A 14,824-nucleotide genomic window follows, 5' to 3' on the forward strand; every position below is an offset into this window, starting at 1 on the left:
GGTGGCGGCTATGCTTCGCATGATTCAAATCATGGCGGCGCTGGCCGCCGTTTTTTTTATATCCTCGTCTTATGCTACTGATAATTATTATTTGTGTAGCAAAACGTCATCTACTCATTATTCAACAGCATCTAATGCTGTCAGTGCGTGTACTACTGAAATGCAGTCTATTGTCTCTGCTGATCAATCCGCTAGAAATGCTGATGGTCAAATTTCTAGTATTACTGTCGCGTCTGGTCCTGATTTGAATATGAATAGAACTCCTCAATATCAGGCGTCTTATAATGTCTATGTTCTGGGTTGTTTGAGCAATGACTGTCAGTTTGATCCATCTGCTTATCACAATTTTCTTTTTGCTGGTTTTTCAATATCTGGCTATATCTACAATGATCAAGATACTCCCGATTGTAATACCGGGGATAAAACAGTTACTCGCGTTGTTATTCACGCTGCAATGTCTATTGTGCCTGATGCCGTTTCAAAGGACGGCTGTGGATACGCTATTGACTATTCAACAGAACGCGATTGTGGCGTCTATGACGATATGCCGACTACCGCGATTATGGAGTGTGTTTACGATGCGACGGGAACGGGGCAACCGCTGACGTCAAACGGGACCAACGATTATATCGGCAACAGTCAGGGCGACGCTCCGCTGACTGACACGCGACAGAATACAGAGACGTCAACCAGTACCCCTGAGACTGTTACAGAAACCGATACATCCACGACGACAACTAGCACAGACACGACTACAAAAACTGACGGCGCGGGTACGTACGTCAACACCACGGCTACTGGATCGACGGCGGTTAACTCTACGGGAACGTCAGTTACAACGACGAATACCGCAACAACCACAACGAGCAAGACGGACAGCTCGGGTACGTCGACAACGCAGAACACAACGACGACGACAACGCCGACGATAACCGTTGTCACGACCATGAGCGGTACTGTCACGGGTAGTACCGCTGCAGGCACTAGTACAGGCGTCACGACGACAACTAGCTGCACTACAACAGCTGACGGCACAAAGACGTGTACAACGACAAGCAAAGGTTCCGGGCTCAGTGGTGGTAGTTGTACTGGCACAAACTGTGGTGACGGTTTAGCTACTGAGGCGACCCAGCAGGGTGTTTTAGCTGCATTGAAGATCGATGATGGTTTTGTACAGCCTGATCAGACTGCGCTCCAAACTCCTCTCGATACGTGGCAACAGTCTGCGATAGATGAGATCAGTAGCGATGTTTCAGAGGAAACCGGTCCTCTATCGTTTGCTGCTGAATTCGGTACACGCTTGTCAATTCCCACAGGCGGTCAATGTCATAGTTTGTCGTTCAGTCTTTCTGTGCTCGGCAGTTCGTATACGATTTCAACACCGTCTGATTTTTGCGATGTCATATCAATGATTCAGGCTGCCCTGGGCTGGCTCTTATACGTCGCGACTGCGTTTTATTTGCTGTTTGTTTTTAATCGTGAAACTCGCGGGGGCCTCAAATGAATATTTTGGTCACGTTGATATCAGGCCTGTTCACGTGGCTGGCAACTCTGTTAGCTCGTTCATTAGGAATCAAATTAGCTATTAACGTAGCTGTTTTTTCCCTGTTTATTGTTTTTCTAGCGGCGTTTTATACAGCCCTCGTTGCTATTCTGTCCGGTATTGCTGTCACCATGCCGTCTGTTATGTCAGAGGGTTTAAGCTGGCTGCCGTCTAATTTTGGCGCCTGTGTATCTGCTGTGCTGTCTGCTGAATCTGCTGCGTATATATATCGAGTTTCGATTATTGCAGTCTCTGTTAAATCACGCCTGTAAACCCCCCGGGCCCGAATTTATGAGGGTTTGGGGGGTTTACAATTGGAGGTTATATGGCTGTTTATTTCATTACCGGCAAATTAGGTGCTGGCAAATCTATTCAGGCAGTTGATCAGATACAACAGCGCATTAAATCCGGTCGGCGTGTTGCTACTAATATGGATTTGTTTCTTGATGAGCTGATGCCGCCTGATTCGGCTCAGTCTGTTGCTCGTATACCTGATAAACCCCGTCTTGAGGATCTTGATAATCTGGGTCTTGGCTATGAAGGTGATTTTTTTGATGAGAAAAAATTCGGATTGCTGGTTTTAGATGAATGCGCCAGTTTTTTGAATGTTCGAAAGTGGAACGATAAAGAGCGGGCAGGGGTCATTGATTGGTTTATTCATGCTAGGAAAAAGCGCTGGGATATTATTTTTCTGGTGCAGGCTCCGAATGTTATTGATCGTCAGGTATTCGAGGCACTCTGTGAGCATATCGGCTATTGCAAACGAATTGATCGCGTTCCCCTTTTTCGTTTTATCCGTTTGCCACAGGTTCATGTCTGCAATGTGTATTATGGTGAGAGTAAATCTGATGGTATCAAGGTCGATACATGGAGTTATACAGGCGACTGGCTACATCGTGGCTATGATACTGCTCAGTGTTTTGTCGATGGTCTGGAGTATCTGCCGGGTCATGCTGATCCTGTCGACATGCGCGCACCGTATACAATGCTGAGTGCGTGGCATTTGAAAGGCCGTTATTTGCAGAAGACTGAATCAAAGCCTTTCCGCATTCCTGGGCCGTTCAAAATTTTGGCGTGGTTGGCATTCGGTATCTATGCCGTGCTCACTGAGCAAGCTGCTGTTGATGTTGCCCGACGCTGCGGCATGTATCGCGGTCAACGCCGATAATGCTGTTTATCGGCATTCATTCTGAGATTGAATATTAGGGGTTTTTATGGACTGTTTTATTCCTGATTCTATGTATGAGTGCATGGCTGGTACGTCGTTTCCGTGGATGCTTTTTTTCTTCGGTGTTATTGGTTTGGGTTTGTTGATCGTTTCTATTCGGGCTTATTTTTATCTATGACAGAACTTCGCATAATATGGTCAGGCGTTATGTCTATAAGTGGCCTGTGAGAATTCCATTCACAGGCCAAGCAGAAAAGCAGCTGCGTGGGTGGGCACATGGGGTAGGGGCCCCGTGCCCACATCGTTGATGCGCGTGATGCGTCTTTTTGACATAGCGCCCTATTATGACGAAGTTCTGTTTCTCCGCTGATGCTCGGCTCGCTGCCCGAAGGGCATTAGCGCTTGCACTGCATTCTGGCTGTTCTCCGGCACTTGCAGCGCGGTACCCGCCAGAACCTTTTCCCTACTCGTGTTTTTGCCCCCTGTAGCAGTCCGTGGCTGATCGGACTCAATCTGATAGCGGTGTCAGTGCTGCTCACGTCCTGATATCCGCTTTTCTGTATCTCACACTGAGCTAGGTTCACCGCGCAGCGGTTCGGGTTCCAGTAACACCCGAACTTTACCGCGGGATCCCGCGGTCTGACTTCTATTTTTCTCTCCAGTCGTCTTTGTTGCCTTTCTCTTTTGCAAGCTTTATCCAGACAGCCCTTACATCTGCGTTTGTTTCTTTCTGAGCGTTGGCTGTTGCTATCAACTCAAGTGGGTCTCGCCTCAATGCATTAGCTAGCCTAATTATTTTTTCTGCCCCCATTGGCTGCCCGTTTCTGACTTTTGTTATGTATTGTCTTGAAACATTTAGCATTTTTGCCACTTGATAGTCTGAATCTAGCTTCATTCTCTCCTTTAATTCATCAATGTAGCTATCAAACCATCTCATCACACTTATCTCTTGGTGAACTCCAGTAATAATAATTGTCATGTAACCGGGAGAGGTAACGTAACTAATACTGTTGACAGTAACCATTGTTGGTTCTATGTTTTGCAACGTGTAACCAATTCTAGTTACTGACGGATTTTGTCTATGTCTGCAATCAACATTGATTGGGCGACTGTTTATCAGGACTTTTCAGAGGAGCTCCCTTTGATTAGTGCCCAGTCTGCGGCGTGGTTTGATTCAGAGACTGGCGAATACCTGGGCACTACTCAGCCGACTACTAAGCAAGAGGGCAGCTATTCGACCTCTGTGCAGGTTCGCGTCTCGGGTAACCGCGTTACTTGCTCTGGTAATCCGAGTCGCTTTGATCGCCTTGATAACGTCATTGGTTGCCGCACCCTCGATCATGCAATGTCTGTTTTCAATCGCCTTCTCTCTAAAATTGGTCTTCCTGAGTTCACTAAATGCACCCGCACTTGGATTCTGCAGCAAGGATCAGACAAAGCATCGACCGTTTCTGATGGGGCTGTATTTCAGCGTATCGATATCAATCGTAACAGGGCAGTGGGGCACGGTAATGAACAGGCTTATTTGAAAGGGCTTGCCACTCTACGTTATCGCCATTCAATTCCGTTTTTATATCCCGATGGCTACACAGTCGATTGGAGCTCTAAAAATGGCTCTAATTTTTTGCTGTATCCCTCGGTTTATACTAAAGGTGTTGAATTGCGTAAGCATAGTTTGTCAAAAATTAAACGCCGATTAGGTGAAACCTCAGACGAATACACATATGTTTCTAAACTGGCTGATTATTGTGATCAGATTGGTTTAGTTCGTTTCGAGCTAAAGTTGTATTCCCGTTTATTGCAAAGAGAAGGTCTCAAGTTTTGGGGTCTATTTGACGAATCCAAATTTCATCATATGTTAGATGATTTTTGTTCCATCGACTCTAAATTACAGGTGGAAAGAATGGATATTGAAACTATTTCAGAGCGTTTGATCTCGTCTGGAGTTTGTTCATCTACTCATGCAGCAAATACTACTGCTAATTATGCTATGTGTTGGATGAGCGGTAAGCAGTTTGATTTTAAGAAGCGGCAGGTTCAGGACCACGCGGCCCGCTTGAATCGAATCGGTATCAATATTCGTTTGCCCTGTGACATTACAAAATCGTCACCCGTTTACGTTAAGCGGGCTATTGAAGTTGTTGTTTCTGACAATGTGATCGTGCCGAGCTGGTATCGTCATATTGATTACAAACCAGCGCTGCGAGCCGTGGCGTAAACGAGGTATTAATCATGCAATTACAATTTGGTGAATATGTTTGTGGTGTTGTTCAGGACGTTATCTCTGAGCCGTGGTCGAGTGACCCTACTAAGTTTAACCATCGAGTTTTAATGATTCGCCCGTATTCAGATCAATACGGAAATCCGCAGACGGATGTAATGCAGATTGATATTGCAGCTGAAGAAGTTCAGCCAATGCGTGCCCAGTTGCAGCATTTTCGCGGCCAGCCTGCGCTCCTGCAGGTTGTTGCTCAGGCCCGATCCGGCGGCCGTAACGGTGCCTGGCTACGTCGATTCAAGCCCAAAGGCGCTAACTTCATTCCTTTTCCTTCTCCGGCTGATCAGAAGCCTAAGTGATGGAAACCATTACGCAAATGAATGGCTATATGCAGCTGATATATTTGTCTGCCTGTATGTTGGCATTTGCGATCGGCTATTTAGGGGGGCGTAAGTGATGGAATTATCTCATTTTACATCCGACCAACTTTCTTCATTAGCTGTTGGCCTGTGTATTTGCTGGTTTTCCGGTTTTTGCACAGGCTTTCTCCATGGGTCTATTCAGACTCTATTCCGTAAAACCTTTCATTGAGGTGTATATGATGCCTAAAAATCAAATCGTTGTTCGTAAAAATGGCATGAACTCAATTCAGCGTTCGTTGCCTGTTCTGGTTGTTGCGCTGTCCCTGTTTGCAGGCTCTGTAATGGCTGCCGATGGTGACGGCACTACTGAGGCCAGCTCTATGGCTACTCTACTGATTGCGTCTGCTGTAGCGATTGGGGCGTCAGCAATGACTGTTGTTGTTGCTCGTCTGGGTATCGAAGCGGGCATGTCGTTCGTCAAAGCGTTTATGCGCAAAGCTTTCGGGCGTTAATTGGGTGGCGGCTATGCTTCGCATGATTCAAATCATGGCGGCGCTGGCCGCCGTTTTTTTTATATCCTCGTCTTATGCTACTGATAATTATTATTTGTGTAGCAAAACGTCATCTACTCATTATTCAACAGCATCTAATGCTGTCAGTGCGTGTACTACTGAAATGCAGTCTATTGTCTCTGCTGATCAATCCGCTAGAAATGCTGATGGTCAAATTTCTAGTATTACTGTCGCGTCTGGTCCTGATTTGAATATGAATAGAACTCCTCAATATCAGGCGTCTTATAATGTCTATGTTCTGGGTTGTTTGAGCAATGACTGTCAGTTTGATCCATCTGCTTATCACAATTTTCTTTTTGCTGGTTTTTCAATATCTGGCTATATCTACAATGATCAAGATACTCCCGATTGTAATACCGGGGATAAAACAGTTACTCGCGTTGTTATTCACGCTGCAATGTCTATTGTGCCTGATGCCGTTTCAAAGGACGGCTGTGGATACGCTATTGACTATTCAACAGAACGCGATTGTGGCGTCTATGACGATATGCCGACTACCGCGATTATGGAGTGTGTTTACGATGCGACGGGAACGGGGCAACCGCTGACGTCAAACGGGACCAACGATTATATCGGCAACAGTCAGGGCGACGCTCCGCTGACTGACACGCGACAGAATACAGAGACGTCAACCAGTACCCCTGAGACTGTTACAGAAACCGATACATCCACGACGACAACTAGCACAGACACGACTACAAAAACTGACGGCGCGGGTACGTACGTCAACACCACGGCTACTGGATCGACGGCGGTTAACTCTACGGGAACGTCAGTTACAACGACGAATACCGCAACAACCACAACGAGCAAGACGGACAGCTCGGGTACGTCGACAACGCAGAACACAACGACGACGACAACGCCGACGATAACCGTTGTCACGACCATGAGCGGTACTGTCACGGGTAGTACCGCTGCAGGCACTAGTACAGGCGTCACGACGACAACTAGCTGCACTACAACAGCTGACGGCACAAAGACGTGTACAACGACAAGCAAAGGTTCCGGGCTCAGTGGTGGTAGTTGTACTGGCACAAACTGTGGTGACGGTTTAGCTACTGAGGCGACCCAGCAGGGTGTTTTAGCTGCATTGAAGATCGATGATGGTTTTGTACAGCCTGATCAGACTGCGCTCCAAACTCCTCTCGATACGTGGCAACAGTCTGCGATAGATGAGATCAGTAGCGATGTTTCAGAGGAAACCGGTCCTCTATCGTTTGCTGCTGAATTCGGTACACGCTTGTCAATTCCCACAGGCGGTCAATGTCATAGTTTGTCGTTCAGTCTTTCTGTGCTCGGCAGTTCGTATACGATTTCAACACCGTCTGATTTTTGCGATGTCATATCAATGATTCAGGCTGCCCTGGGCTGGCTCTTATACGTCGCGACTGCGTTTTATTTGCTGTTTGTTTTTAATCGTGAAACTCGCGGGGGCCTCAAATGAATATTTTGGTCACGTTGATATCAGGCCTGTTCACGTGGCTGGCAACTCTGTTAGCTCGTTCATTAGGAATCAAATTAGCTATTAACGTAGCTGTTTTTTCCCTGTTTATTGTTTTTCTAGCGGCGTTTTATACAGCCCTCGTTGCTATTCTGTCCGGTATTGCTGTCACCATGCCGTCTGTTATGTCAGAGGGTTTAAGCTGGCTGCCGTCTAATTTTGGCGCCTGTGTATCTGCTGTGCTGTCTGCTGAATCTGCTGCGTATATATATCGAGTTTCGATTATTGCAGTCTCTGTTAAATCACGCCTGTAAACCCCCCGGGCCCGAATTTATGAGGGTTTGGGGGGTTTACAATTGGAGGTTATATGGCTGTTTATTTCATTACCGGCAAATTAGGTGCTGGCAAATCTATTCAGGCAGTTGATCAGATACAACAGCGCATTAAATCCGGTCGGCGTGTTGCTACTAATATGGATTTGTTTCTTGATGAGCTGATGCCGCCTGATTCGGCTCAGTCTGTTGCTCGTATACCTGATAAACCCCGTCTTGAGGATCTTGATAATCTGGGTCTTGGCTATGAAGGTGATTTTTTTGATGAGAAAAAATTCGGATTGCTGGTTTTAGATGAATGCGCCAGTTTTTTGAATGTTCGAAAGTGGAACGATAAAGAGCGGGCAGGGGTCATTGATTGGTTTATTCATGCTAGGAAAAAGCGCTGGGATATTATTTTTCTGGTGCAGGCTCCGAATGTTATTGATCGTCAGGTATTCGAGGCACTCTGTGAGCATATCGGCTATTGCAAACGAATTGATCGCGTTCCCCTTTTTCGTTTTATCCGTTTGCCACAGGTTCATGTCTGCAATGTGTATTATGGTGAGAGTAAATCTGATGGTATCAAGGTCGATACATGGAGTTATACAGGCGACTGGCTACATCGTGGCTATGATACTGCTCAGTGTTTTGTCGATGGTCTGGAGTATCTGCCGGGTCATGCTGATCCTGTCGACATGCGCGCACCGTATACAATGCTGAGTGCGTGGCATTTGAAAGGCCGTTATTTGCAGAAGACTGAATCAAAGCCTTTCCGCATTCCTGGGCCGTTCAAAATTTTGGCGTGGTTGGCATTCGGTATCTATGCCGTGCTCACTGAGCAAGCTGCTGTTGATGTTGCCCGACGCTGCGGCATGTATCGCGGTCAACGCCGATAATGCTGTTTATCGGCATTCATTCTGAGATTGAATATTAGGGGTTTTTATGGACTGTTTTATTCCTGATTCTATGTATGAGTGCATGGCTGGTACGTCGTTTCCGTGGATGCTTTTTTTCTTCGGTGTTATTGGTTTGGGTTTGTTGATCGTTTCTATTCGGGCTTATTTTTATCTATGACAGAACTTCGCATAATATGGTCAGGCGTTATGTCTATAAGTGGCCTGTGAGAATTCCATTCACAGGCCAAGCAGAAAAGCAGCTGCGTGGGTGGGCACATGGGGTAGGGGCCCCGTGCCCACATCGTTGATGCGCGTGATGCGTCTTTTTGACATAGCGCCCTATTATGACGAAGTTCTGTTTCTCCGCTGATGCTCGGCTCGCTGCCCGAAGGGCATTAGCGCTTGCACTGCATTCTGGCTGTTCTCCGGCACTTGCAGCGCGGTACCCGCCAGAACCTTTTCCCTACTCGTGTTTTTGCCCCCTGTAGCAGTCCGTGGCTGATCGGACTCAATCTGATAGCGGTGTCAGTGCTGCTCACGTCCTGATATCCGCTTTTCTGTATCTCACACTGAGCTAGGTTCACCGCGCAGCGGTTCGGGTTCCAGTAACACCCGAACTTTACCGCGGGATCCCGCGGTCTGACTTCTATTTTTCTCTCCAGTCGTCTTTGTTGCCTTTCTCTTTTGCAAGCTTTATCCAGACAGCCCTTACATCTGCGTTTGTTTCTTTCTGAGCGTTGGCTGTTGCTATCAACTCAAGTGGGTCTCGCCTCAATGCATTAGCTAGCCTAATTATTTTTTCTGCCCCCATTGGCTGCCCGTTTCTGACTTTTGTTATGTATTGTCTTGAAACATTTAGCATTTTTGCCACTTGATAGTCTGAATCTAGCTTCATTCTCTCCTTTAATTCATCAATGTAGCTATCAAACCATCTCATCACACTTATCTCTTGGTGAACTCCAGTAATAATAATTGTCATGTAACCGGGAGAGGTAACGTAACTAATACTGTTGACAGTAACCATTGTTGGTTCTATGTTTTGCAACGTGTAACCAATTCTAGTTACTGACGGATTTTGTCTATGTCTGCAATCAACATTGATTGGGCGACTGTTTATCAGGACTTTTCAGAGGAGCTCCCTTTGATTAGTGCCCAGTCTGCGGCGTGGTTTGATTCAGAGACTGGCGAATACCTGGGCACTACTCAGCCGACTACTAAGCAAGAGGGCAGCTATTCGACCTCTGTGCAGGTTCGCGTCTCGGGTAACCGCGTTACTTGCTCTGGTAATCCGAGTCGCTTTGATCGCCTTGATAACGTCATTGGTTGCCGCACCCTCGATCATGCAATGTCTGTTTTCAATCGCCTTCTCTCTAAAATTGGTCTTCCTGAGTTCACTAAATGCACCCGCACTTGGATTCTGCAGCAAGGATCAGACAAAGCATCGACCGTTTCTGATGGGGCTGTATTTCAGCGTATCGATATCAATCGTAACAGGGCAGTGGGGCACGGTAATGAACAGGCTTATTTGAAAGGGCTTGCCACTCTACGTTATCGCCATTCAATTCCGTTTTTATATCCCGATGGCTACACAGTCGATTGGAGCTCTAAAAATGGCTCTAATTTTTTGCTGTATCCCTCGGTTTATACTAAAGGTGTTGAATTGCGTAAGCATAGTTTGTCAAAAATTAAACGCCGATTAGGTGAAACCTCAGACGAATACACATATGTTTCTAAACTGGCTGATTATTGTGATCAGATTGGTTTAGTTCGTTTCGAGCTAAAGTTGTATTCCCGTTTATTGCAAAGAGAAGGTCTCAAGTTTTGGGGTCTATTTGACGAATCCAAATTTCATCATATGTTAGATGATTTTTGTTCCATCGACTCTAAATTACAGGTGGAAAGAATGGATATTGAAACTATTTCAGAGCGTTTGATCTCGTCTGGAGTTTGTTCATCTACTCATGCAGCAAATACTACTGCTAATTATGCTATGTGTTGGATGAGCGGTAAGCAGTTTGATTTTAAGAAGCGGCAGGTTCAGGACCACGCGGCCCGCTTGAATCGAATCGGTATCAATATTCGTTTGCCCTGTGACATTACAAAATCGTCACCCGTTTACGTTAAGCGGGCTATTGAAGTTGTTGTTTCTGACAATGTGATCGTGCCGAGCTGGTATCGTCATATTGATTACAAACCAGCGCTGCGAGCCGTGGCGTAAACGAGGTATTAATCATGCAATTACAATTTGGTGAATATGTTTGTGGTGTTGTTCAGGACGTTATCTCTGAGCCGTGGTCGAGTGACCCTACTAAGTTTAACCATCGAGTTTTAATGATTCGCCCGTATTCAGATCAATACGGAAATCCGCAGACGGATGTAATGCAGATTGATATTGCAGCTGAAGAAGTTCAGCCAATGCGTGCCCAGTTGCAGCATTTTCGCGGCCAGCCTGCGCTCCTGCAGGTTGTTGCTCAGGCCCGATCCGGCGGCCGTAACGGTGCCTGGCTACGTCGATTCAAGCCCAAAGGCGCTAACTTCATTCCTTTTCCTTCTCCGGCTGATCAGAAGCCTAAGTGATGGAAACCATTACGCAAATGAATGGCTATATGCAGCTGATATATTTGTCTGCCTGTATGTTGGCATTTGCGATCGGCTATTTAGGGGGGCGTAAGTGATGGAATTATCTCATTTTACATCCGACCAACTTTCTTCATTAGCTGTTGGCCTGTGTATTTGCTGGTTTTCCGGTTTTTGCACAGGCTTTCTCCATGGGTCTATTCAGACTCTATTCCGTAAAACCTTTCATTGAGGTGTATATGATGCCTAAAAATCAAATCGTTGTTCGTAAAAATGGCATGAACTCAATTCAGCGTTCGTTGCCTGTTCTGGTTGTTGCGCTGTCCCTGTTTGCAGGCTCTGTAATGGCTGCCGATGGTGACGGCACTACTGAGGCCAGCTCTATGGCTACTCTACTGATTGCGTCTGCTGTAGCGATTGGGGCGTCAGCAATGACTGTTGTTGTTGCTCGTCTGGGTATCGAAGCGGGCATGTCGTTCGTCAAAGCGTTTATGCGCAAAGCTTTCGGGCGTTAATTGGGTGGCGGCTATGCTTCGCATGATTCAAATCATGGCGGCGCTGGCCGCCGTTTTTTTTATATCCTCGTCTTATGCTACTGATAATTATTATTTGTGTAGCAAAACGTCATCTACTCATTATTCAACAGCATCTAATGCTGTCAGTGCGTGTACTACTGAAATGCAGTCTATTGTCTCTGCTGATCAATCCGCTAGAAATGCTGATGGTCAAATTTCTAGTATTACTGTCGCGTCTGGTCCTGATTTGAATATGAATAGAACTCCTCAATATCAGGCGTCTTATAATGTCTATGTTCTGGGTTGTTTGAGCAATGACTGTCAGTTTGATCCATCTGCTTATCACAATTTTCTTTTTGCTGGTTTTTCAATATCTGGCTATATCTACAATGATCAAGATACTCCCGATTGTAATACCGGGGATAAAACAGTTACTCGCGTTGTTATTCACGCTGCAATGTCTATTGTGCCTGATGCCGTTTCAAAGGACGGCTGTGGATACGCTATTGACTATTCAACAGAACGCGATTGTGGCGTCTATGACGATATGCCGACTACCGCGATTATGGAGTGTGTTTACGATGCGACGGGAACGGGGCAACCGCTGACGTCAAACGGGACCAACGATTATATCGGCAACAGTCAGGGCGACGCTCCGCTGACTGACACGCGACAGAATACAGAGACGTCAACCAGTACCCCTGAGACTGTTACAGAAACCGATACATCCACGACGACAACTAGCACAGACACGACTACAAAAACTGACGGCGCGGGTACGTACGTCAACACCACGGCTACTGGATCGACGGCGGTTAACTCTACGGGAACGTCAGTTACAACGACGAATACCGCAACAACCACAACGAGCAAGACGGACAGCTCGGGTACGTCGACAACGCAGAACACAACGACGACGACAACGCCGACGATAACCGTTGTCACGACCATGAGCGGTACTGTCACGGGTAGTACCGCTGCAGGCACTAGTACAGGCGTCACGACGACAACTAGCTGCACTACAACAGCTGACGGCACAAAGACGTGTACAACGACAAGCAAAGGTTCCGGGCTCAGTGGTGGTAGTTGTACTGGCACAAACTGTGGTGACGGTTTAGCTACTGAGGCGACCCAGCAGGGTGTTTTAGCTGCATTGAAGATCGATGATGGTTTTGTACAGCCTGATCAGACTGCGCTCCAAACTCCTCTCGATACGTGGCAACAGTCTGCGATAGATGAGATCAGTAGCGATGTTTCAGAGGAAACCGGTCCTCTATCGTTTGCTGCTGAATTCGGTACACGCTTGTCAATTCCCACAGGCGGTCAATGTCATAGTTTGTCGTTCAGTCTTTCTGTGCTCGGCAGTTCGTATACGATTTCAACACCGTCTGATTTTTGCGATGTCATATCAATGATTCAGGCTGCCCTGGGCTGGCTCTTATACGTCGCGACTGCGTTTTATTTGCTGTTTGTTTTTAATCGTGAAACTCGCGGGGGCCTCAAATGAATATTTTGGTCACGTTGATATCAGGCCTGTTCACGTGGCTGGCAACTCTGTTAGCTCGTTCATTAGGAATCAAATTAGCTATTAACGTAGCTGTTTTTTCCCTGTTTATTGTTTTTCTAGCGGCGTTTTATACAGCCCTCGTTGCTATTCTGTCCGGTATTGCTGTCACCATGCCGTCTGTTATGTCAGAGGGTTTAAGCTGGCTGCCGTCTAATTTTGGCGCCTGTGTATCTGCTGTGCTGTCTGCTGAATCTGCTGCGTATATATATCGAGTTTCGATTATTGCAGTCTCTGTTAAATCACGCCTGTAAACCCCCCGGGCCCGAATTTATGAGGGTTTGGGGGGTTTACAATTGGAGGTTATATGGCTGTTTATTTCATTACCGGCAAATTAGGTGCTGGCAAATCTATTCAGGCAGTTGATCAGATACAACAGCGCATTAAATCCGGTCGGCGTGTTGCTACTAATATGGATTTGTTTCTTGATGAGCTGATGCCGCCTGATTCGGCTCAGTCTGTTGCTCGTATACCTGATAAACCCCGTCTTGAGGATCTTGATAATCTGGGTCTTGGCTATGAAGGTGATTTTTTTGATGAGAAAAAATTCGGATTGCTGGTTTTAGATGAATGCGCCAGTTTTTTGAATGTTCGAAAGTGGAACGATAAAGAGCGGGCAGGGGTCATTGATTGGTTTATTCATGCTAGGAAAAAGCGCTGGGATATTATTTTTCTGGTGCAGGCTCCGAATGTTATTGATCGTCAGGTATTCGAGGCACTCTGTGAGCATATCGGCTATTGCAAACGAATTGATCGCGTTCCCCTTTTTCGTTTTATCCGTTTGCCACAGGTTCATGTCTGCAATGTGTATTATGGTGAGAGTAAATCTGATGGTATCAAGGTCGATACATGGAGTTATACAGGCGACTGGCTACATCGTGGCTATGATACTGCTCAGTGTTTTGTCGATGGTCTGGAGTATCTGCCGGGTCATGCTGATCCTGTCGACATGCGCGCACCGTATACAATGCTGAGTGCGTGGCATTTGAAAGGCCGTTATTTGCAGAAGACTGAATCAAAGCCTTTCCGCATTCCTGGGCCGTTCAAAATTTTGGCGTGGTTGGCATTCGGTATCTATGCCGTGCTCACTGAGCAAGCTGCTGTTGATGTTGCCCGACGCTGCGGCATGTATCGCGGTCAACGCCGATAATGCTGTTTATCGGCATTCATTCTGAGATTGAATATTAGGGGTTTTTATGGACTGTTTTATTCCTGATTCTATGTATGAGTGCATGGCTGGTACGTCGTTTCCGTGGATGCTTTTTTTCTTCGGTGTTATTGGTTTGGGTTTGTTGATCGTTTCTATTCGGGCTTATTTTTATCTATGACAGAACTTCGCATAATATGTATTATGTTAAATTATATATTTGTCCTGATGGATTAGCTCCGGGTTCTTAGCCCTTCCATATCGCTCGCTTTCTTCTGTCTTCCCTTCGCTGGATGACTGCGCCCATTTCGATGTTGCATAGAATGTTATCTGCATTCGCTCTCGCTTGAGTGAATGCAGATAACCAGATGCCTGCCGCACGCCGCCGTTTTGTCAGCAGCTGTGTTGCTCGTCAGCTGGGGATCTGATCATGATCAATCCGATGAACGCCTTGCTCAGGCCGTTGTCATCGAGCCCTCTGTTGACCGGATTGAGCACGATGTG

Annotated in this window: 17 protein-coding genes; 15 read left to right on the forward strand and 2 right to left on the reverse strand. The window is 46.4% G+C overall.

All coding sequences use genetic code 11. The features are described 5' to 3' along the window. The first annotated feature begins 10 nt into the window (after window positions 1-10). The 3 genes from QCD60_RS22965 to QCD60_RS22975 are packed head-to-tail and all read left to right on the forward strand — an operon-like array spanning window position 11 to window position 2,711. Window positions 11-1,504 (forward strand): hypothetical protein, encoded by a 1,494-nt coding sequence (locus QCD60_RS22965; RefSeq protein WP_279788808.1) that lies wholly within the window; start codon window positions 11-13, stop codon window positions 1,502-1,504. Continuing rightward, window positions 1,501-1,815 carry a DUF5455 family protein gene (locus QCD60_RS22970; protein WP_279788810.1) on the forward strand — a complete coding sequence of 105 codons (315 nt, stop codon included), beginning with the start codon at window positions 1,501-1,503 and terminating at the stop codon, window positions 1,813-1,815. The genes QCD60_RS22965 and QCD60_RS22970 overlap by 4 nt, the downstream gene beginning before the upstream one ends. Window positions 1,816-1,868: 53 nt before the next feature. Further along, the gene (locus QCD60_RS22975; RefSeq protein WP_279788811.1) at window positions 1,869-2,711 is read left to right on the forward strand and encodes a zonular occludens toxin domain-containing protein; all 843 of its coding nucleotides are present in this window, start codon (window positions 1,869-1,871) and stop codon (window positions 2,709-2,711) included. Between the two features lie 646 nt (window positions 2,712-3,357). Here QCD60_RS22975 and QCD60_RS22980 read toward each other — a convergent pair. Then, on the reverse strand, window positions 3,358-3,735 hold the full coding sequence (locus tag QCD60_RS22980; protein ID WP_279788799.1) for a helix-turn-helix domain-containing protein: 378 nt from the start codon (window positions 3,733-3,735) through the stop codon (window positions 3,358-3,360). Between the two features lie 57 nt (window positions 3,736-3,792). Here QCD60_RS22980 and QCD60_RS22985 point away from each other — a divergent pair, with 57 nt between their 5' ends. The 6 genes from QCD60_RS22985 to QCD60_RS23010 all read left to right on the forward strand — a co-directional run bounded on the left by QCD60_RS22985 (window position 3,793) and on the right by QCD60_RS23010 (window position 8,517). Continuing rightward, on the forward strand, window positions 3,793-4,929 hold the full coding sequence (locus QCD60_RS22985; protein WP_279788802.1) for a phage/plasmid replication protein: 1,137 nt from the start codon (window positions 3,793-3,795) through the stop codon (window positions 4,927-4,929). A gap of 14 nt (window positions 4,930-4,943) precedes the next feature. After that, window positions 4,944-5,288: a hypothetical protein gene (locus QCD60_RS22990; RefSeq protein ID WP_279788804.1), complete on the forward strand. Its 345-nt coding sequence runs from the start codon at window positions 4,944-4,946 to the stop codon at window positions 5,286-5,288. A gap of 239 nt (window positions 5,289-5,527) precedes the next feature. Further along, window positions 5,528-5,803: a hypothetical protein gene (locus QCD60_RS22995; protein ID WP_279788806.1), complete on the forward strand. Its 276-nt coding sequence runs from the start codon at window positions 5,528-5,530 to the stop codon at window positions 5,801-5,803. Between the two features lie 13 nt (window positions 5,804-5,816). Continuing rightward, entirely contained in the window at window positions 5,817-7,310 is a 1,494-nt protein-coding gene (locus QCD60_RS23000) for a hypothetical protein (protein WP_279788808.1), read from the forward strand. Continuing rightward, entirely contained in the window at window positions 7,307-7,621 is a 315-nt protein-coding gene (locus QCD60_RS23005; protein WP_279788810.1) for a DUF5455 family protein, read from the forward strand. The genes QCD60_RS23000 and QCD60_RS23005 overlap by 4 nt, the downstream gene beginning before the upstream one ends. Before the next feature lie 53 nt (window positions 7,622-7,674). Beyond that, window positions 7,675-8,517: a zonular occludens toxin domain-containing protein gene (locus QCD60_RS23010; RefSeq protein ID WP_279788811.1), complete on the forward strand. Its 843-nt coding sequence runs from the start codon at window positions 7,675-7,677 to the stop codon at window positions 8,515-8,517. 646 nt (window positions 8,518-9,163) lie between these two features. On the opposite strand, the gene QCD60_RS23015 is transcribed toward QCD60_RS23010, so the two are convergent. Beyond that, window positions 9,164-9,541 (reverse strand): helix-turn-helix domain-containing protein, encoded by a 378-nt coding sequence (locus QCD60_RS23015; protein WP_279788799.1) that lies wholly within the window; start codon window positions 9,539-9,541, stop codon window positions 9,164-9,166. Window positions 9,542-9,598: 57 nt separating this feature from the next. Between QCD60_RS23015 and QCD60_RS23020 the strand changes: the two genes are divergently transcribed. The 6 genes from QCD60_RS23020 (at window position 9,599) to QCD60_RS23045 (ending at window position 14,323) form a co-directional block, all read left to right on the forward strand. Beyond that, window positions 9,599-10,735, forward strand: coding sequence for a phage/plasmid replication protein (locus QCD60_RS23020; protein ID WP_279788802.1), 1,137 nt, complete (start codon window positions 9,599-9,601; stop codon window positions 10,733-10,735). A 14-nt stretch (window positions 10,736-10,749) separates the two neighbouring features. Continuing rightward, a complete protein-coding gene (locus QCD60_RS23025; protein WP_279788804.1) occupies window positions 10,750-11,094 on the forward strand; it encodes a hypothetical protein in 345 nt (114 codons plus the stop codon). Window positions 11,095-11,333: 239 nt separating this feature from the next. Further along, window positions 11,334-11,609, forward strand: coding sequence for a hypothetical protein (locus QCD60_RS23030; RefSeq protein ID WP_279788806.1), 276 nt, complete (start codon window positions 11,334-11,336; stop codon window positions 11,607-11,609). 13 nt (window positions 11,610-11,622) lie between these two features. Further along, a complete protein-coding gene (locus QCD60_RS23035) occupies window positions 11,623-13,116 on the forward strand; it encodes a hypothetical protein (protein ID WP_279788808.1) in 1,494 nt (497 codons plus the stop codon). After that, window positions 13,113-13,427, forward strand: coding sequence for a DUF5455 family protein (locus QCD60_RS23040; protein ID WP_279788810.1), 315 nt, complete (start codon window positions 13,113-13,115; stop codon window positions 13,425-13,427). Before QCD60_RS23035 ends, QCD60_RS23040 begins: the two co-directional genes overlap by 4 nt. 53 nt (window positions 13,428-13,480) lie before the next feature. Beyond that, window positions 13,481-14,323 carry a zonular occludens toxin domain-containing protein gene (locus tag QCD60_RS23045; RefSeq protein ID WP_279788811.1) on the forward strand — a complete coding sequence of 281 codons (843 nt, stop codon included), beginning with the start codon at window positions 13,481-13,483 and terminating at the stop codon, window positions 14,321-14,323. Window positions 14,324-14,824 lie beyond the last annotated feature (501 nt).

The organism is Pokkaliibacter sp. MBI-7 (assembly GCF_029846635.1).
Lineage (GTDB): Bacteria > Pseudomonadota > Gammaproteobacteria > Pseudomonadales > Balneatricaceae > Pokkaliibacter.